14 protein-coding genes and 2 pseudogenes are annotated in these 20,036 nt (G+C 29.0%); 1 reads left to right on the top strand and 15 read right to left on the bottom strand.

The genetic code is table 11. The annotated features are described in order from the left end of the window. Positions 1-138: 138 nt before the first annotated feature. The 12 genes from STERM_RS20750 to STERM_RS21485 form a co-directional block, all read right to left on the bottom strand. Positions 139-1,578, bottom strand: coding sequence for an SIR2 family protein (locus STERM_RS20750; RefSeq protein ID WP_012863580.1), 1,440 nt, complete (start codon positions 1,576-1,578; stop codon positions 139-141). 20 nt (positions 1,579-1,598) lie between these two features. Next, entirely contained in the window at positions 1,599-2,207 is a 609-nt protein-coding gene (locus STERM_RS20755; protein WP_012863581.1) for a TIR domain-containing protein, read from the bottom strand. A 150-nt stretch (positions 2,208-2,357) separates the two neighbouring features. Continuing rightward, a complete protein-coding gene (locus tag STERM_RS22755) occupies positions 2,358-2,489 on the bottom strand; it encodes a hypothetical protein (protein ID WP_280109830.1) in 132 nt (43 codons plus the stop codon). 119 nt (positions 2,490-2,608) lie between these two features. Then, positions 2,609-3,493: a YARHG domain-containing protein gene (locus tag STERM_RS20760; protein WP_012863583.1), complete on the bottom strand. Its 885-nt coding sequence runs from the start codon at positions 3,491-3,493 to the stop codon at positions 2,609-2,611. A 343-nt stretch (positions 3,494-3,836) separates the two neighbouring features. After that, a complete protein-coding gene (locus tag STERM_RS20765) occupies positions 3,837-4,163 on the bottom strand; it encodes a type II toxin-antitoxin system PemK/MazF family toxin (protein WP_244407305.1) in 327 nt (108 codons plus the stop codon). Beyond that, complete coding sequence (locus STERM_RS20770; RefSeq protein ID WP_012863585.1) at positions 4,150-4,392, bottom strand: AbrB/MazE/SpoVT family DNA-binding domain-containing protein; 243 nt, start codon at positions 4,390-4,392, stop codon at positions 4,150-4,152. The genes STERM_RS20765 and STERM_RS20770 overlap by 14 nt, the downstream gene beginning before the upstream one ends. Before the next feature lie 501 nt (positions 4,393-4,893). Beyond that, entirely contained in the window at positions 4,894-5,370 is a 477-nt protein-coding gene (locus STERM_RS20780) for a hypothetical protein (RefSeq protein WP_012863586.1), read from the bottom strand. Positions 5,371-6,162: 792 nt separating this feature from the next. Next, complete coding sequence (locus tag STERM_RS20790; RefSeq protein WP_012863587.1) at positions 6,163-13,806, bottom strand: hemagglutinin repeat-containing protein; 7,644 nt, start codon at positions 13,804-13,806, stop codon at positions 6,163-6,165. A gap of 27 nt (positions 13,807-13,833) precedes the next feature. Then, complete coding sequence (locus STERM_RS20795) at positions 13,834-15,612, bottom strand: ShlB/FhaC/HecB family hemolysin secretion/activation protein (RefSeq protein ID WP_012863588.1); 1,779 nt, start codon at positions 15,610-15,612, stop codon at positions 13,834-13,836. A gap of 297 nt (positions 15,613-15,909) precedes the next feature. Continuing rightward, positions 15,910-16,581 carry an outer membrane beta-barrel protein gene (locus STERM_RS20800; RefSeq protein WP_012863589.1) on the bottom strand — a complete coding sequence of 224 codons (672 nt, stop codon included), beginning with the start codon at positions 16,579-16,581 and terminating at the stop codon, positions 15,910-15,912. Positions 16,582-16,896: 315 nt separating this feature from the next. Beyond that, positions 16,897-17,253 carry a DUF2185 domain-containing protein gene (locus tag STERM_RS20805; protein ID WP_012863590.1) on the bottom strand — a complete coding sequence of 119 codons (357 nt, stop codon included), beginning with the start codon at positions 17,251-17,253 and terminating at the stop codon, positions 16,897-16,899. A 161-nt stretch (positions 17,254-17,414) separates the two neighbouring features. Further along, positions 17,415-17,720, bottom strand: coding sequence for a hypothetical protein (locus tag STERM_RS21485; RefSeq protein WP_012863591.1), 306 nt, complete (start codon positions 17,718-17,720; stop codon positions 17,415-17,417). Between the two features lie 190 nt (positions 17,721-17,910). Here STERM_RS21485 and STERM_RS21820 point away from each other — a divergent pair. Next, positions 17,911-18,258: pseudogene (locus STERM_RS21820) on the top strand (ATP-binding protein). 218 nt (positions 18,259-18,476) lie between these two features. Here the strand turns inward: STERM_RS21820 and STERM_RS20820 are convergent. From STERM_RS20820 to STERM_RS20830, 3 genes and pseudogenes are all read right to left on the bottom strand, one after another. Then, entirely contained in the window at positions 18,477-19,028 is a 552-nt protein-coding gene (locus tag STERM_RS20820; RefSeq protein ID WP_012863592.1) for a hypothetical protein, read from the bottom strand. Between the two features lie 43 nt (positions 19,029-19,071). Further along, positions 19,072-19,308 (bottom strand): annotated as a pseudogene (locus STERM_RS20825) (transposase); the annotation flags it as partial. A gap of 72 nt (positions 19,309-19,380) precedes the next feature. Next, a complete protein-coding gene (locus STERM_RS20830; protein WP_012863593.1) occupies positions 19,381-19,953 on the bottom strand; it encodes a TetR/AcrR family transcriptional regulator in 573 nt (190 codons plus the stop codon). Positions 19,954-20,036 lie beyond the last annotated feature (83 nt).

Genomic DNA, 20,036 nt, shown 5'->3' on the forward strand with positions numbered 1-20,036 from the left:
ACCTTAATTTAGTTACGTCCATTTAGAGTATACTCTATTGGTACTCAATTAAACAAAAAAATATACCACTTCTTTAAGCCTTTTTGTGGTATATTTTTTCAATATTATCTTTTTTTATAATTTATTTATACTTACTCCTTATTTTTTAACAGTTATATCAATAAAATTAATAATGTCGTTGATTAGTTCATCTTCTTTTTCATAATTATGATTAAATTTTTGAAATAATTGTTTTAACTTATTAGAAGAGTTTTTGAAATAACTTTCAAAATCATTATTTATTATATTCCAAATAGTTTTAGAAGCTCCACCAGTACATCCTATTGGAATTATAATATTATTATTGTCATGGGCTATTTTGAATTCTTCCAGAACTCCAGAAGCTTCAATTATTTCAGTATTTTCTCCTATTTTATTTCCAAAAATAAATATTGATATTCCAACTCTTGATATCATATCTTTTCTATATTTTTTCCATAATTCAACCCTACTTTTTTCATTTTCTATTCCTTGAGGAAATGGTCTCAATAATAACCTATTGTCATTAATAGTTTTACTTTTTAAATAGATTTCCTCTAATGCACCTTTTATGACATAACTTCCGACACCTAATCCAAATCCAGAAACAATATTGTAACCTTTTCTTATTAATTGTTTGGATAAATTTTCAATAAAATTTACAGATTTTTCTTCTTTAAAATCACCATAATCAACAGCACTGCCAGAAATGAAAACATTGTTTCGATTTATTTTTTTTTCAATATTTCTTAATATATTAGTTATCGTTTTATAACTATCTATTTCTAAAACTTGTATATTGTATCTTCTTAAATCGTCAATTAATAATTTCTGTTTTGTTTCTCTATAAATAAAATCTCCCTCATCTTCATTTTGTTCTTTGGCTACTTTTTTCATAAGTGCATAATGAGTTTTTTGAGTATCATTCCCATAGTCTACTTTCATTCGACTTAAAATATAATTTAAGTTTGGATCAGAAAAGCTGAAGCCAATAAATAAAAAAGTTTTTGTTATCAAATCACCATTTAATGCCGTAATGAAAGGAGCATATTTAACATGGTATTCTTCATAATCTTCTTTTAAAATAATCGTGTCATTTGAATGATTTCTATCGCCATGCATTTTATAAATAATGGAATCTCTTTTAGGTTCTGTTTGCGATAAATGGGCATTAGTATATTTAACATCAGGAATTTTTTTAATTTCTTTTAAAGAATCTTCAATTAAGGAATCATAATTAGTAGTCCAAAATGTAGAGATGGGTAATCTTGCTAATATTCTATGATTTTCACTAATATCTTTTCCACCATAAGAATTTAATATTAGTTGATTGATTTGTGATCTATTTCCAAGTGTATTTTTATGATACTGTGCTAAGGAAATTAAATCACTTTCTTTTTCAATATCTAATCCTAAGTCCTCAGCAATATCTTCTAATAACTCTTTCCAATTAATACAGCCAGAATCAACTGAAAAACCAGCTCCTAAAAAAATAGCGGCATTACTTTCATTGATTTCTTTTACATATTTATCAATAAATTTTAATATTTTTCTATCCATAAATTCCTCATTCAACTATTTTATTTTTGTTTTTTTAATTTAAAATCGCTTAATCTATTACTTTTTTCATAAGCTTTTTCAATATATTTATTGGGGTCAAGTAAGAAGTCATCTTCTTTTATGTAGCTTATATAAGAACCTAAATCAGCTTCATAAGTTTTACATTCTGAGCAATGATACTTAGGTGGAATTGAGTTAAAATGGTTTTCTGATATTATTGAATATAATTTTGAGTCATCATATTTTAGGGTACTAGTCCCATGACAATTTTCGCTATTAGTTATAAACCAATCATAGCTTTTATTATATTTCATCACAACTGCAACAATTCCATTGCTTTTTGATGTTCGATCTTCTCTTTTAATTTCTTTAAGAGAATATTCTAATTCCCAATCTATCCATTCACTTTCTTTTATTTTAGGAGATAATATAACAATTAATACCGAAGTTCCATATATCATATCCTTTAAAATTTCTTTAATTGTTTCTGTCTTTTTATCTGTTAAGTCAGGTGAATCACTTGTTTCGCCATTGTAATATTTAGCATCTTCACCCAATGAATCTAATATCTTATCTCTTAAATCACAAGCTTCGGAGTATTTATATGAGATAAAAGTTTTTCTTGCCATATTTTCCACTTATCCTTCCTTATATTTTAGTAATAAATCATACAATAAAATTTTAAATTAATAAATAGTTATTTTTGAAAAAATACTTTATTGTAAATGTACGCATAGTTTTTTTGACATTCACATGAGTTTTATTATTAAAAAGAACTTTTATAATTTTTCATATAATCTAACACTATTTTTATGACTTGAAACTACAAAATTATCTAATCGTTTTGCAATTTCTCTTGCATGTTCTGCAAATTTTAAAGATGCTTGCCCATGTTTTTTTATTCCTTCCATTCATCATTGGAAAAAATATTTTCAAAGCTAAATATAGTACCTTTTTTATACTTCTGAACTCTTCTTAAAGCTAGTTCAATATAATCGCGGTCTGTCATAAATCCTCCTTTATAAAAAAATTAAAAGTTATTATATTTTTTCATATATATAAACCACTCATCATCTTTATTTTTTATTGATATTTCATTATTACTCAAAGTTGTACTAGGTTCATACCAAGACTGATTTTCAAAATATTCTTTTAATTCTGGAGTTTCAAAAACATACCCATCTTTAGCAAAAGGATAATTTTGTAAAATTTTTAACTCTATTTCATTAAGTTTAGATAATTTAGAAGTATCTTTAGTATTATAAATTTCCTCTAAATTAATTTCAGTCTCTTCATCAGAGCTTGCATCTTCGTTTTTTGAAGTTTCACTTTTAGTTTTTTCTTTTACCTTTTCTTTATATTTAGCTTCATCAATAACATACCATCCAACAATATAAGATGGTCTATCAAGTTTTTTATATTCAACAGAAAAATCTTCATAGTAATTGTATGTGTAAAAAGATTTTAAAGATTCAACTGATAAATCATTTAAATCAACACTAACAAAATTTCCTTCTGTGTAAAAAATTATTCTAGCGATATAATCACCATAAGAAATAGTTGCCATCCATTTGTCATTTGTCATTTTATCAATTTTCCATTTGGATTCGTTTTTTATACTTTCGAGTATTTTTAAATAATCAGAAATGTAATACTCAGAATTATAATTACCTTCAAAATCAACATATTTCTTATCATTTCCATGTGCAAAATCTTCAAAAGTAGCAAAAGCGATAGTATCATAAATAATATCTTCTAAATAGATATCTTTTTTCAAAAACCAACCAGTTTTACTTACATCTGTAAGCATAATTGGTTTATCAAATTTAACTTTTTTTAAAGTTTCAATATAACTTGAATTCTTGTTACAAGATAAGATTAATAAAAAGAAAATTAGTAAAAAAAATTTTTTCATGAAAACCTCCTAAATATTATATGTATATTCCCCAAAGGGGTGAGGAATGTCTTAATGCAATACTTTAGTTATAACCATATATAATATGATTACTACAAGGAGTCTTGTCATAACATTCCTCCAATCATATAAAGTATAGGCTTGCGAAAGCCTATTTAATTATAATAAAAAGCCGAACCTAAGTCCAGCTTTTTTCGCAATTTATACTTTTATGATTGTTTTTCAAATATATTATATCATATCTCTCAGAAAATTCAAGTTTTTTAATCCAGTGTAATATTACATTGTTTAATCCTTATTTCCCTGGATCTTTATATCCCAAAAACGGTTTTTCTTCCTAAATTTATTCAAAAATTATTTCTACTGTTTCTTCTATTCTTTTTTTTGTATCTTCATCCTTTAAATTTTCTAATTTTTTCACTATCCTGGTTGAACTTATACTTCTCATCTGATCCAAGGCTATCTGTCCTTTAGTGTTTTTAGTATCTATATCTATTCTCGTCCCCCATTTTCTTATAACACTTGTGATTGGTGCCACTATTACCTGATTTGACAATTTATTATATATATTTGAACTTATCACTATACTTGGTCTTGTTTTCGTTATCTCCGTCCCTACTGAAGGGTCGTAGTTTACCAAAATAATATCGTATTTTTTATAACTCATCATCAAATCCCTGCCATTCTTCCCAATCTTTTTCATCATTTATTATTCCATTATCCTGGAAACTTTTTATGAACTCTTCTCTAAAAGCTGCTTTATCATGTTTTTTTATTAAGATTCCATTATCCTTAATTTCAAAATCAATTTCATCTCCTAATTTTATATTCAAACTATCTAAAATCTTTTTCGATATCAAAGTCCCATAAGAGTTTCCTATTTTTATTATATTTGACATTTTCTCACCTCTTTAGTTATAACATGTTATTACTTAATTATACTTAAAAAATTAAATAATGTCAACTCTTATAAAAAAATATTTCAGCAATCCATTACCAGACTCCCTCTGAGGTAATTTTGAGCCCGTAGAGTGTTTTTTCTGAAAAAGACTATCTGATCCTTGTCTCTGAAATTTGAAGAGCTTAAAATGACTCTGAGAAAAAAGGAAAGGATAACATCAAAATGACATTATCCCCATTAACCTTCAAATTAAAAAATGATGTTGTTACTAAAACATTACTTTTAATTTCTTTTTTCATTCAATCTTTTTATCTGCTAACTCTTCACATAGATGTTCTGCTTCTAGAAAAAATTATATATTTGGTGACTTTTTTTGGAAAAAATGGAGCTACCCCTTCTATTTCCATCATTTCCTTTTCTACTTTAATCTTATTATTCCAGCATTTCTTGCTAAAATAAAACTTAAAATCAATTATTTTGTTAGTATCTGTTACAAATTTCAAATCGTAGAATTAATATCTGTTTTTATTATGGAGGTATCCTTAATAACTCCTAATTTTTTTTTATCTTCTAAATTTTTTAAAAAAAACATTTGTTTATTTTTATTAAAAAAAATTTCATCATTTCCTAAAAACAGCCTGAAAATTTTTATTTCTTGGTTATCAGACTTAATACTAAAATAATAATCAAATCCTAAAAATCTATCTATTGAAGTTTTAGAAAATTCTATATTTTTTATTTCAAAATCTTTATAATTGAAATAATATCTTTCTTTTTTAAATAAAAATGTCTTCACTATAATTATATTTTCATTTTCCAATCTTATGCTTTCTTTTATTTCAAAATAAGTAAATTCTACAATTAAAAATAAAATAATTAGTATAATTAGAAGATAATATTCTAATTTTAGAGAAAAAAATAAACATAATAGAATAATAGGTAATTCTTCAATACCATAATTTCTTTTAAATTCCATAACTCTCCTTAATCAATATTAGTATGGTTTCTTATATCCATGACCTATCCCTAGCTTTTTTAATTCATTATAAGCTTGTGGTTGTAAAGTCTTATTATAATGTGGGTGAGACCCCATTTATGAGTAAGGATATACATTAACTCCATCCTAGGTATTAAATTTTTAATGTTCTTAAGCTATAACGTCCGATAATAAAGTGTTGAATTTTTATTTCAATTTATCCTGGATAATCTCACTCAATTTATTTCCTGAATCTAATCGCCAGACTCTTTCTGAGGTCATCCTGAGCCCGTAGAGTGTTTTTTATGTAAAAGACTATCTCTTTCCCTATCTTTGAAACTTGAAGGGCTTAAAACGAAGCTGAGGAAAAAGATAAGGATAACATCAAAATGACATTATCCTCACCTATCTTCAGTTACTCATTTTAAATAATCGAATCTCTGTTGAAGATTTGATCTGTAAAAACTAAAATATAATATTATAATTTTTTATAATAAAATAAAAAATTATAATGAACGAAATGGAGTAAAATATAAAATAGATGATATTATTTAATTTTCTTAGAAACAACATTTCAAACATACAAAATAATAGATAAAATGCATATATAAATATATATGGTATCAAATATATATATTTAATACTTTTGTATACGATATTTCCAATGAATCTAACTCTTATATTCATTATTATTGGTAAAAACGCAATAAATTGAATAAATAAATAAAAATATAAATTATTTACTAGCTTCGATACTTTATTAAAAATAATTTTGATTTTAGTCGTTTTCATTTATTTGACTTTCCTTTCTAAGCTCCTCGGCTCAAGATAATAATCCGGATTTCCAGAGCTCATATAATTATTCAATCTCCATATCCTATCTTTTATCTCTTTTTCACTTAATACAGATTTTCCAAAAATTTTTCTTCCTGCATTGTATGCTTTCATTTGTCTTTCAGAAAAATAAAGTGTTCCATTACTTGAAAATAACTCATAAAATTCATGATACTCTTTAGAGTAAATATCTGCTGCTACACGACTTCTTTCCAGTTCAATCTTAGCTACTGTCAATTTATAGAGTTCCTTTCTAGTGTTATCATCCATTATAATATCTTTGGCATCATAAATAATTTTTGCTACAGATCCACCTGATGATATTACTTTCGATACTGTTATAGTTTTTCCTGCTATTACAAATGATCCAGGAATAAATGCTGTCAAACCACCTATTAAAGCTGTCTCAGCTAAATCAGCAGTAAAAATAAGAAGATTATTTTCATTATTCTTTTTATTTGCATCTTCTTCTTTAAATCCGTATAATTCACCAAGACATTCTGCTCTTCCACTGCAAACTTTATCTAAAGTTGATTGTGCTGCATCAAAATATTTACTATTTTTAACATCAACAACCTTATCTAACAAATTTCTAATATCTCCATTTTCAACAGCCTTATTATAAGCATCTGTTCCTTCTTTAATTTTATCTTTTATACTCTCATCAGCAATTAAATTTGATTCCGTTCTATCTCCATTAATCTGTCCTACTTTCTTTGCTGAATCTTCGTCTACATCTTTATTAACATAAGTCCCATGAGATCCATCATGTTGCATATTCTTTCTCATTTCTTCAGCATTACCTGCTCCATGACCATTTACATTAATATAAACTATACCATTTTTATCATCTACTCCCATTATTTGATCAGGATCACCTTCAAAAAATTCTATTTTATAGTCACCCTTCCCAAATTCTTCTAAGGTTTGACGTAAACTATCTTCAATCAGTTTTTGAGCATCTGCATCCATTACAATTTTCCCATCTTCATTTTTATACTTATCTAACTGCTCTTGTAGCTTCTTATCTCTTCCTTCAACAAAAGCCTTTATATCATCTGATCTCTCACCCATATTATTTGATATTTGACCTAGTATTGTCTCTCCTTCATTCTTAGTTCCTTCTTGAATCCCCTGCACTATTTCTGGAACTAATGATACTGTTTTTAATATATCCTCCACAAACTGATCTCTTACCTTTTGATTCCCTAAATCTGTGTGTAGTACTGTATCGATCTGCTCTACAACTTCATCTTTTGTTATTACCTGAGCCTTATTTATATCTGTATTTATTCCCAGTTCATCCAAATCAAGTTTTTTTCCTGCTTCTGTTACTTCAGTATTTACAAATGTTGCATTACTATCCTGCTGTTTATCATGACTTCCATATTGTATTCCTGTTTGTGGTATTAAGGTATCTTTACTTATTCCACTTAACTGGATTCCAGAATTTTCTCCATTATCATGGTCTTTTAAATTTTCTACTACCACTTTATTTGCATCAATACTCAATTTTTCATTTGGATTTAAACTTCCTATTATTGATCCTACGTTAGTTAAAGTTTCACCAACCTTTATGCTTCCACCATTTTCTGCTATTATTGATGTCTGGTTATTCACCCATTTAGAATCTGCACTATCCTGACTATAACTTCCATTTAATGATGGTATTGCATATCCTTCTTCCTTATTACTTCCTGGCATTTTCCCTGAAACATCTACACCTACGCCATAGCTACTTCCATTTGATTTATATTCATCCTGCAAAGATATTATATTCAAATCCTTACCTATATCAAAATTAATTTTATCAGCTGTTACATTAGCTCCAGCAAAAGTTGCATCCTCTTTAGTTGTAAGCTGGAATGTTCCTCCTACATTTATTGTTGTGTTATCATAATACTTAGAATCTGTATTTGATTTTCCACCAGAGATATTCGCTCCACCTATTACATGATTATTAACTATATCATAACCTGCATTTATTCCACTAGAACTTGATTTTGTATTATTACTATATGTATTTTCTCCAGCTAGTGCTACAAAATTCTTAGCATCTACTATAAAATTATCTCCTACTGTCACTTTTTGATTTACTAATTTTACATCTCCTTCTGATTGTATTATAAAGTTATTTCCTACGTTAATGACTCCTGCCACTGAATTTGTTCCGTTTTTATTTGATTCATAGCTACTTTGATTATAACTCGCACTTACACTTGCTGATACTAAATTACTCAATGCATTTTGTTTAGCATTTTCCATAACTCCCATGTTCATATGACCGTTTAAATATTGGCTGCCATATCTTATTCCTTCATATAAATTTCCACCTAATTGGGTTACATTTCTTAAGTCCTGTATCCCATTTCCTATTGTATTTATACTTTGCGAACTATTTCCAAATCCATAGTCTTTTACATTATCTGCTACATCACTTATTGTACTTGCCAGTTGAGCAGGAGTAAATCCTACATTTACATTCACTCCTATAGTTGTACTCTTCTGTTTTACTTTTTCCTCATATACTTCTTTGGCATCCAGAAGTTCTACTCCGTTTGTCCCCCTTATTACAAGGTTTTCTCCAATATCAGCCTGCATTGCTTCTGTTCTTACTCTGTTTCCTGCTTCTAATACTGTATTTCCTTCTGACATTATACTTGATACTGCCACTGTGGTGCTGGTGTTGTTTACTTCAAGACTACTTCTGCTGTAACTCACTCCTGCTGATATACCACCGCCTCCTGTTGAAAAGCTTGAACTAAATCCACTTCTCTTTTCTGTCAGAGAATATTCATTATTCATGTCATCTGTTGTTATATTTATATCATTTCCCGCTGTTACTATTATATTTCCACCACTGTTTTGAATATTGTCATTTTTTACTGCTATAACATTTGATGCTTTTATATTTACATCTTTCCCTGCATCCAGTATTACATTATTCCCTATTAATGTACTTCCCACTGCACTTTCACTGTAATCCGTCTCATATCTGTAATAACTTGAAAATGTTCCTTTCTTCTCTTCCTTTTCCTCATGATACATTGTATTCTTATCATTTGATATATTTATGTTATTTTCTGCTGTTAACTGTACTGTTCCGTCTGATGCTACCGTACTTCCCTTTATATTTATATCATTTCCGGCATTCATTATAACATTGTCAAGACCTGTTACCTCCGAACCTAATTTCTGATTTACTTCTGTATATTGATAACCGTTCTTTATTCCTTCTCTTTCTGATTCTCTCAGATTTATTGTATTTATTGATATATCTTTCTTTGCTTCTATATATGTTGTTCCACCTGATTCTGTTACTGCTCCTCTTGATACATAGTTTTCTCCACTGATATATGTTATATTTCCTGAGCTTATTACTCCTGCATTCTGAACACTATCTGCTGTATAATTTCTTTCTTCCCCTCTTAATCTGTCATTTACTACTGTTTCTACACCAGTTGTTATATTGCTTATCGTTCCCCCTGCTGTTAACATTAAGTCTTCTTTCGCTGATATTACTGCCCCTATATTCAATATATCATTTTTTGCATCTATCTGTATATTTGTTCCTGTTATCTCTGCTGTTAATGCTCCTACACTCTTATTTATCAGATTATCTGTATTTACATATACTGTATTTCCTGATAATCTTCCCTGATTTACAAGACTGCTGCTGTTTATTGCAAGTGTTTCCTGTGCTGATATTGTTGTTGTAGGACTCTTTATATTCTCCAATGTTGCCTGACTTAAATATACCTGTGGTACCAATACCTTTTCACCATTTACTTCCTGTTCCACATACCAGATTATATCACTCTTCAATGCTGCTATCTGATCTCCTGTTAAAGCTACTCCTATTGTTAGCTGTAAATCTCCGCTTGTTGCCACTGCATTATCAAGCATTTCCTTCATTAACTCTGTATCTGCTTTTCCATTTATGAATCTTGTACCTAATGTCTCTAATAAAAGATTATTCATATACTTTGTTTCATAATATGCATCCCCTAATCTTCTTGCCATATTCCAGTCTTTTGATTCGTTGTATCCTATTTTACTTAAGAAATAGTCACTTCCAAAAAATCTTGATAAATCTATGTACTGTGATCTTGTTTCCATTAAATACTTGGATGTCGGGTCTTTACTTTCTGCAAATAATTTACTCTGTGAACTTGTAAATACTCCCGGATTAAATGGTATTGTTCCTGTTGTTATTATATCTATTACTGCTGTTCTGTCTACATGTACTGTTACAGGATCATAATATAAATCTACATCTACATCTTTTGATGTTATTGTACTTGGATCTATTACAATTCCTGTTCCTATTTTACTGTAATCATAACCATTGTTTATTGTCGGTGTTCCTTCTATTATTACATTATTTCCTTCTATTACTGATGCACTGTCTGCTATGTTATAGTCTCTTGATGTACTTTCAAGATCTCTTCTTACTCCTATTGCATCACCATATACTGTATTTCCACTTCCGTTTGTCCACATTGTCTGCCATAATGATAATCTTTCAGTTCCGTCATATACTTTTATTGTCGCTACATCTGTTACATTCTCTATTTTTTCTACTTTATTTGTTATTCTTAATGTCCCGCCTGAACTTATTTTTGAATTTCTATTTTCTATTTCTTTTACATCAAGTGTCAGATTTCCTCCTGATAATATTCTTCCGCCTTCTGTCACAAGTCTGCTTGTATCTACATAACCTTTTAATACCTGTGTTTCATATGTTGCATTTGAAGCTGTAAGGTTTCCTGACATATATCCATAATATAAATCATAATCTGTTGAATCTTTTATTTTTGTAAATTCTTTTTCCCTGTTTATTCCACCATTTATATTAGACTTTGCTATCCCTATTTTCCAATCATCCAGTCCTGTTATCAAACTACTGTTTCCTGTCTGGGCATATGCATCATCAAGCTCTCTCCATACATCATCATAAATATACTGTCCGTCCCAAGTTATCCAGTATAATCTATATTGTCCCGATACTTCTCCGCTGTTTAAAAGCTTATTCCCGCTTAACAGTATATTTCCTCTGCTGTCTATTATTCCCTTCGTATTATCAAGTAAATTAAAGCCTGTTATATTCAGTGTACTCTGTCCTACTATTTCTCCACCAGTATTATCCACATCTCCTGCCACAATATTCAGCTCATTATCACTATATACTGACGCATCTTTATTTACAAGCTTTGTTCCTTCTATATCAAGTTTATCAAGAAATATTATCAAATCCTTGTTTGTTATATTATTTCCTGATAACTTTCCACTTTCTCCTTCCATCATGGAATTATTCAGTATATTTCCTGTTGCCAGTAATTCCACATTACCTGCTGATATTGTTAAGTTATTCGTTATATCTCTTCCAGATAATCTTAATAACCCTGAGCTTATTGTATTTCCATTGTTTGTTATATCAAATCCTGATATTAACAAGTTATTTATTCCCTGTATTTTACCTTCAAGAAGTAAATTCCCTGAAGATGTTAATGTTATGTTATTTCCTCTTATTATCCCAGTATTATTATCATAAGAAAATATATTTTGTAAATTTATTGTTGTTGATTCTATTGAACTTCTATTTACTATTGATGTATTATTTAAGTTTATACTGCCATTTGATGCCAGCTTTCCTGTATTTGTTAAACTTGTATTATTAGCTGTTATCACTTCTTCTGCTAATATCTGACCGCTATTTGTTAATACTGGTGTTGTTATCTCTATATTTTTTGAAGCTATTGTTCCTTGATTATTTATATTGCTGCTTCCTTTTAATTTTGATGTCTCTACTACTGTTATCTTATTTGTATTTATGATATTTGTACTATCCACATCTAAATTTACTGTTACTATTTCTCCAGTGTTACTAAAACTAAAGCCTTTTGACACTATTTTATCTGATACTTTTAATACTCCTGTATTTGCTAAGTCTTTTGTATTTACTAATCCTCCTACATTAATTATATTGTAGTTTTCAAGATTAGAAGATATCACAAAATTACCATTTGTATTTATTTGTCCATGGTTCACTGCATTTCCTGCTGTATCTATTCCTTCTCCTGTTGTTATCTTTCCTGTACTTTTATTTTCAAGGTTTTTTGTAACAAGTTTTTTATTTGTTATTATTTCCCCATTATTATCTAAATCCTCTACATTGACATTACCTTCTGCAGTTAACTTCCCTGTATTGACAGTATCTTTAGCTGTTAAATCTCCTGTTGTTTGAACACTTCCTGCATTTGTTAGATTTTTATCTATTGTAACTCTGTCTTTTCCATAAAGTGTTCCCGCATTATTTACATTTCCTTTTATAGTTAAATCCTTATCAGATATAACTTTTCCGGTATTTATTACATTACCCTCTACAGCAATCCCGTTCTCGCTTTGTAAATCCGATTTATTAGTTAAGTCTTTCCCTACTTTTACAGAATTCTTTCCGTATACTAATGAATCTGATTCTAGATTACCTTTTATTTCTAAGCTTCCTTCTGATATTAGCTGTCCTTTATTTTTAGTATCTCCGCCTACAGTCACATTGCTCTTTGAATAAAGATTACTCTCATTATTTAAATTTCCACTTATTTCTATTTCCTGTGCTTGTGTTCCTGTTCCTTTTAATATTGTATTATTTGCTTCTATTGTTAATTTTCCCTCAGTATATGTTGAACCTTCCTGAATAAATTCTTTTGCCTTTACCTCGACTTCCTCTAAGCCTTGGCTTCTCTCAGTCACAACTGTACCGTCAGCATTCAATTTCAAAACTTTTTCACTTACCAATGATCCTTTTACCGCTAAATCCCCACCTACAGCCTTTAAGTAAATGTTACGACCATAAATACTTCCTACTACTGAGGCTGATACTAATACCTCTCCTGGATTATCCCCCTGTTTTACTGTTTCTTTTGTTCCTGTGTTATAATCATACTGTCCACCTATTAATGTTAAATCATTTCCATTCAATTGTCCATTTACCTGAATACTTCTTGCTAGCAGACTTAAATTTTCTGCTGCATTTCCATTGAAACCAGCACCTATCTCTATCCTACCATCCCTTACCATAACTGTCATTAAATCATCACTTACATGACCTGTTGTGAAGGTTACATTTCCAAATCTCCCTACCAAACCGCCATTTAAGTATATTCCATTGGGATTACTTAGAAACATATCTACTTTTCCCGTACTTGCTGCTTCTATAAAACCGTTTATTACTGACGGATCTTTATGTACTCTTAACAAAATTGCTCTTGCAGGATTTCCTGTGTAATTTTCATTTGGAGCTATTATTCCTCCAAGTTCACTTCTATATCCAATTCCTTCTTTGGATGAGATATTATTTAATATCAGGTTTTTCTCATCTACACTTAGTCTGTCAAAATCATTTACTGACACACCTGAATTTCCCGGATTCGCCAGTTCAATCATTGGGGTTCCATTCGGTGCTGTTATTACTCTTGCTGTTGAGCCATCTCTTGTTTTTATTAATGAATTTGCAAAACTCATGCTATTCAAAAACATACCCAATAATATACTTAGCGCTATATTCCTTTTTACAATGTTATATCTTTTCCCTTTCTTCATTTTTCCTCCCATTTATCTATTATTTTTTTAAAATTTTATTCCAAATGTCACATATACCTCATCTTCAGGCTTGCTTACATATCCTGATGCCTTATCAGGCTTCGTATATGCTATATCAAAATTAAATATTTCCCCGTAATACTTTACTCCTACTGCAAATCCCCTCATATATCCATATCTGTATATATCATGCACCTCATTATTCCAGCTCTCTCCAAAATCATAGCCTATATACGGCGATATACTTCCTATCTTGGATATATTTAAGTTATATGACAGCTCATTTTTTACATAATATCCTTTATCTCCTGATATGGAATCTCCTTTATATCCTCTTATTGTATATTCATCTCCCATACTTATCTTTTCACTTCCATAAAGCACATCCTGTGTATATTGTCCTACTCCTACCAGTCTATATGTAAATCTTTGCTTTCCTATTGTCATCGGCTTATACCAGTTTATATTAACTCCATACTTGTCAAATCTTCCCTTTGGATCATCGATTTCTTTTTCATGATCATCTGCTGATCTGAACCACGGCAGTCCTCTGTCATATGAAACATCAAATCCCAGTATTCCTCCAAAGAAGCCTCTGCTGTAATTTATTCCAAGACTTCCTATTGTCAGTCTCCTGTCTACAAGCTGGACATCTTCAAAGTAATTCTGGTTTGTCTTTAGCTTTAGTCCTCCGTTTATACTTATCTTACTCATTTTATTTCTGTATACCACTCTGTCTGCATTCAGATTAAACTGGGTTGATCTCCCGCTTGTATCATACAGTCCGTTATATCCTTCACTGCTGCTTATATAGTAGGAATGACTGTAGCCTGTACTGAATGTCCAGTATCTGAACGGAAATGAATAGTTCAATGACCAGTCCTCATTGAACTTTTCCGGTTCCGCTTCTGTATCTGCTGGAAGAAGATCATCCTTATCCTTGATTATCGTTCCCGGCGGTATTGATGACGAGCCTGTATAATCATTTCTCAAGGGTCTCTTATTCCTCCCTCTCTGATATGAAGCATAAAAACTGTCATTTATTCCCAAAAGATTATCCTTCGTAATATCTATCTTTGCTCTGTCTCTTCCTGTTGATTCATCTCCATAGTTATTATATGAGATATTTGCACTGAATGTCCTGCTCTGCTGGTTTTCTATCTGTAGTATAGAGCCTCCTGCTTCCTGTCCTGGTGCTATTTTTATCTCTACATTATTACTTGATACCCTGTTAAACTGATCTGTTGCCTGTTCTGTATCCTGTAATCTTAATATTCTCTTCTTATTCTTTGGAACTGACATAAATACCTTCATCCTGTCAGAGAAGGTATTTTCATTCAGGCTCGCTCCCTCTACTGTTCCGGGCAGAGTTATCAGTCTTATCGTTCCCTCACTTAGGTTTTGTGTTTCGTCAAGCCTTACCCTTGTTGTTATATATCCCTTTTCTATATATTTATTATTAAGATCTGTCATAAGTTTGTTTATATCCTTGGAGCTCAGCTTTCTGTTCAGATATTTCTTCGTTACGGCTTTTATCTCAGCTTTATTCAGAAGATTATATTCATCCTGCACTTCTATCTTTCTGATAAAGAACCTTACACTTGTATCGACCTCATCAGTACCATCTATTATTTGAGGTTCTTTTCCAAAATTTTCACGTTCTAACTCCCTTTGTCTTCTCTCTAATTCCTGCTGTCTTCTTTCATTTTCTATCGCAGCATTATTTCTTTCTATTATATCTCCCACTCCTGCTGAAAATACAATGCTTCCTAATAAAAAAAATGCTAATATTATACTTTTATTCATTTCTCTCCTTAAAAAAATAAAGCAAAAAATAAATGAGATATCCAGTAATTGTAATTAGTTTATTTAACTATGTACCATTAATATTTCTTTTATTTGTTGCTTTTTATATTTTATATATTTCTTTTTTTAAACTTTGATTTACCTTAGTTTACTCATTATACATTAAAATATCTCTTATTGTCAATTTATTTTTACTTTTTTGAGAATCTGTATCTAATCTTTTTATAATAAAAAAGATAGTCCGTTTTATAGGAACTATCTAAATTACATGTTAACTATATGTTATTATAAAGGGTCTTAAAAATTAAACTGATAACCAAATGATAAAGTCAGCTTTTTTATATCAAAATCATAGTCATTGTTAAAACCTTCTTTATCCTCATAATTATATATTTTTTCTTCTGCTTCTGATTGTGTAATATCATAAGTAAGATCTACTAAAAAATTCTTATACTCTATTCCTACACCTATTCCATAATATATTTTATCTTTCATTTTTGAATTATATTCTTCTACCAATTTTCCTGAATACATATTATTTAATTTAACATTTGTATCCCCTGAATTTATTGAGTATCCTAAGTTAGCTTTCACATATGGTGTTATAGATGTAAAATTTCTGAAATTGTATCTTGCTGTAATATATACAGGAATGCTGTTTAAACTATCTGAATCATAACTGTAATCAATATTTTCAGAATATACTCTTCTGTTTCCTGGCTGATCCATATCACTTTTTCTATACTCTAATCCTGCACCTATTTGAAAGTTAGTTAGTATTTCCCTTCTGTATTCAACACCAAAATGAAACCCATTTTCTACAAATTTGTCCAAGTCATATTCAGAATAAATATCTTTATCAAAACTCGTAGTACTTGACAAATCATATCCTCCTCTTATTTCAATTACATTCTGTCCCGCAAATGATAATGAACCTATTAAACCAATAATAAGCAATATCTTTTTCATGTTCCCTCCTCATATTATAAAAAATTTAGTAACAAAGTATTAATATCACATATTATATACAATTGTCAATTTTTTTAATTAGGCGAAATAACTATATTTTTCTTTTTCTATGAAAGACATACCTTAAATCCCGCTTTTAAAAATAGAGGGGGAGGTAAAAGGGATCACCCTTAATTTTTAGTAAAAATCAGTTTAAAGGACTCTATTTAAGAACTTTAAAGTTCCCTAGAGCATTTTTCACACGAGAGAAACCTTGTCCTTCCTCTCTTAATTTTAAACAACTCAAAGGAAAAAGAAAACATCAAATTAATGATGCTATCTTTTTTTATTTATTCGATTTAATATTTCAGAAATAGAAAATTCCCTTTCAAGTTTAAGGTCATAAAAACCAACATGAATATCATTTTCATACAACCAACATAAATCTGTTCCATAGGGAGCATGAAAAAGTGCTAAAATTATTGGATTAATATCATACATTGATTTTGCACTTAAAATTATAAAATTGTCACTGTTACTTATATATTCTTCGTCTTCATCAATTGCATAGAAATTCCAACCATTTAATTGAGGAATAGAACTTTTTTCCCTAAAAGAATATCTAATAGATTTCCCATAAATTATATTTTTAGAAACAATAAAACCACCATAATTTTCATTTTTTATTTCCATCTTCAAACTCCTTTATAATTTTCAAAGCATCATTTCTCCATGATAATTTTTTCATATAATCAATACATGTTTTCCCGAAACTATCTTTCATGTTATAATTTACTCCACTTTTTAATAAACATTTATAAACCTGTTTTAATTCAATTGTTTATACCCTGTTTTCAAGTATTATATATCGTTATTTTCTGCCAATGTATAATGGTTGACATTTCACAAAAATCTTCCCAAGTTTCAAAAATATCTATTATTAATTTTGAATTTATAAATGTTTCTCTACAAAAATCTTCCATTGTTATTTCACTATTTTTATATTTTTCTTTTTTTCTCAATCTTCTATACTTACCTATTAATTCTGCTATTGTATATTTTTTTTCTCTTTTCTTTGTTATCTTTCCATTTCTTTTACAATGATCCTTCAATTGATTCAATATATCTTTATCACTATATTTATCCCTAGAATTAGCCATATCATCCTCCTAGTTTTATATTACATAACTTAACACAATTTTCCTTTTTATTCAAACTTATAAATAAAAAACTACTTCAGCATTGAAGTAGCACTCATTTTAATTTATATTTTTAACCAATTTCTATAAATATCCAAATACTAAAAAAAAAACTGTCTAAATTTTTGTTGCCATTCCAAAATGAAAAAATATGCTTAGAAGTATTATAAATACTAGTATATTTTTACAGCTTACATCTAGTAACACCAATACTGGTACTACCCCTAATAAATACGATTTGGTAATATTGGATAAACTGGACTATATATCATTTGATAAAGAAGGGAGTAAAATACTTTTTAATTTACTATCGGATAAAAATGAAAATGGTTCAATAGTAATAACAACCAATTTAGTATTTGAAAGGTGAGATGAAATATTTAAAGATCCTGTATTGACAGGAGCAGTGGTAGACAGGCTTGCTCATAAAGCTCATATTCATAATCTTTCAGGAGAAAGTTATAGAATTAAAGAAACTAAAAAGTTACTTAAAAAATAATTGGTACACTTTTAAATTGACAAATACACGTATAATTTCGTTTCATTATTCAAGGTAAATTCCAGCTGTAAAAATATGAAAAAACAAGAAACCCTGTTAAATCAGCCTTTCTTGTTTTTATTCATTTCTCATACCGTATAATTCCGTTTCGTTGTTCTAATAGCACACATTTTTTTATGACTATATCTTTTTTGATACAGCCTCTTTTTATTTTAAAATTATTTAGGTGTTTTTGATTTAATCTCTGCCATTTCTTTTTTTCTTTGAAATAGTATTTCTTCTCTTTCTAATTGTTCTAGCTTCTTTCTTTTTTCTTCATCATCATGATAATCATCTGTTAAAGTTCTCAGATCTTTCAAGTCTACATCTTTATTTACTTCATAATTCATTTTCTCTTTTTGATGTAGATTTATTTTCCCTTTATATTTTTCCGAAATTGTACCATTATCTATGTTTATTTTTAATTCTGTTCGACATTCATCACATTGTTGATCAACTATTCCATGATTTTGATCTGAACTTAAGTATAACTCTCCATTACATACAGGACAGACTGAAATAATTTTGTATTTTAATTTAGTTTTATCTTTTTTCAATGTTATTAAAATTAATATTATTCCTATAATTGTTCCGATAGGAATAAAAAATAATAAAATTATTCCTATTAATCTTAATGTAAAAGTTTTAGTTTTATACCAAAATCTCCCTGTTGTTTTTTGTTTTTCAACTGAGACGTATCCCTTCCTTCTTAGTGTTTGTTTATCTTCCAATGTAAAATCTTCCTCCTTCAAACTTATTGTATTTTTAATTCAATTAAAACTTATAAAAACGTACTGTAGTTACTTTTTCCATGCGTAGTAGGTTAATATAAAGTGATTTTATCACAGTTTCTAAATAACTTGTTTCATCTTTATACTTCTCTTTTATTTCTTTTTTCTCTCGTTTTAACCATTCTCTTATTGTATTTGAACTTACTCCATACTCCTGGGATAGATACTTTTTCGTCTTCTCTTGAATATACAGTTCTACTATCATTTTCTTAAATTCTTCTGCATACCTTTTTCCTAAGTTTTTCCATTCCTGCCACTCCCAATTTTTAGTTTATCACAACTTCACTTTTCTTCACAATCGTTGTCCTAAAATTTGAGTCCGATCCATATTATTTCCCCAAAAAGATTCTGAAATTTCTTGTATTTCTTCTTCATTTAAATTCTTCTTTTTTACTAATTTATTTATATACAATACTTCGTATATTGAGCCCATAAACATACTTAACTTTAATAATATTTTATTTTCCTCTTCCAAACTATCTTTCTCTTCTAACAATAATTTCTTAAACTTAATCAGAATATCCTGAGATTCCAGCTCTTTATCCAAAAAACATGTTCCTTTCATACTTAATAAAAAGCAAAGTATCTCTTCGCGTTCCTCTAAAAATTTTATCAGTGATTTCGTCAGATTGTATAAATAGTCCCTTTTGTTCTCTTTTTTCCTTACTTTATTTAAATTTTTTATTATTTCTTCAGCCGAATAATCTGCTGCCTCTTTATATATATCACTTTTATTTTTAAAATGATAATACAGATTTCCAGGACTTAATTCCAGCCTCTTTACTATTTCTCCTATCGAAGCTTTCTCCAGTTTCTTCTCTTTTATCAGTTCCAACGTTATTTTAATTACATCCTTTTTATCCATTCTTATCCTTTCAGAGATAAGAAAAGAGTGTTTCCGGTGTGAACATACCAAGTTTTTTCCGGAAACCCTCTACTTTCTCTTTT

Source organism: Sebaldella termitidis ATCC 33386, from assembly GCF_000024405.1.
Taxonomy (GTDB): Bacteria; Fusobacteriota; Fusobacteriia; order Fusobacteriales; family Leptotrichiaceae; genus Sebaldella; species Sebaldella termitidis.

Coding starts and splice junctions, on each gene's coding strand:
- STERM_RS20750 (WP_012863580.1), bottom strand. CDS start 1,578: ATGGATAGAAAAATATTAAAATTTATTGATAAATATGTAAAAGAAATC.
- STERM_RS21485 (WP_012863591.1), bottom strand. CDS start 17,720: ATGGCTAATTCTAGGGATAAATATAGTGATAAAGATATATTGAATCAA.
- STERM_RS20765 (WP_244407305.1), bottom strand. CDS start 4,163: ATGATGAGTTATAAAAAATACGATATTATTTTGGTAAACTACGACCCT.
- STERM_RS20830 (WP_012863593.1), bottom strand. CDS start 19,953: ATGGATAAAAAGGATGTAATTAAAATAACGTTGGAACTGATAAAAGAG.
- STERM_RS20800 (WP_012863589.1), bottom strand. CDS start 16,581: ATGAAAAAGATATTGCTTATTATTGGTTTAATAGGTTCATTATCATTT.
- STERM_RS20795 (WP_012863588.1), bottom strand. CDS start 15,612: ATGAATAAAAGTATAATATTAGCATTTTTTTTATTAGGAAGCATTGTA.
- STERM_RS20770 (WP_012863585.1), bottom strand. CDS start 4,392: ATGTCAAATATAATAAAAATAGGAAACTCTTATGGGACTTTGATATCG.
- STERM_RS20780 (WP_012863586.1), bottom strand. CDS start 5,370: ATGGAATTTAAAAGAAATTATGGTATTGAAGAATTACCTATTATTCTA.
- STERM_RS22755 (WP_280109830.1), bottom strand. CDS start 2,489: ATGGAAGGAATAAAAAAACATGGGCAAGCATCTTTAAAATTTGCAGAA.
- STERM_RS20805 (WP_012863590.1), bottom strand. CDS start 17,253: ATGGAAATAAAAAATGAAAATTATGGTGGTTTTATTGTTTCTAAAAAT.
- STERM_RS20790 (WP_012863587.1), bottom strand. CDS start 13,806: ATGAAGAAAGGGAAAAGATATAACATTGTAAAAAGGAATATAGCGCTA.
- STERM_RS20755 (WP_012863581.1), bottom strand. CDS start 2,207: ATGGCAAGAAAAACTTTTATCTCATATAAATACTCCGAAGCTTGTGAT.
- STERM_RS20760 (WP_012863583.1), bottom strand. CDS start 3,493: ATGAAAAAATTTTTTTTACTAATTTTCTTTTTATTAATCTTATCTTGT.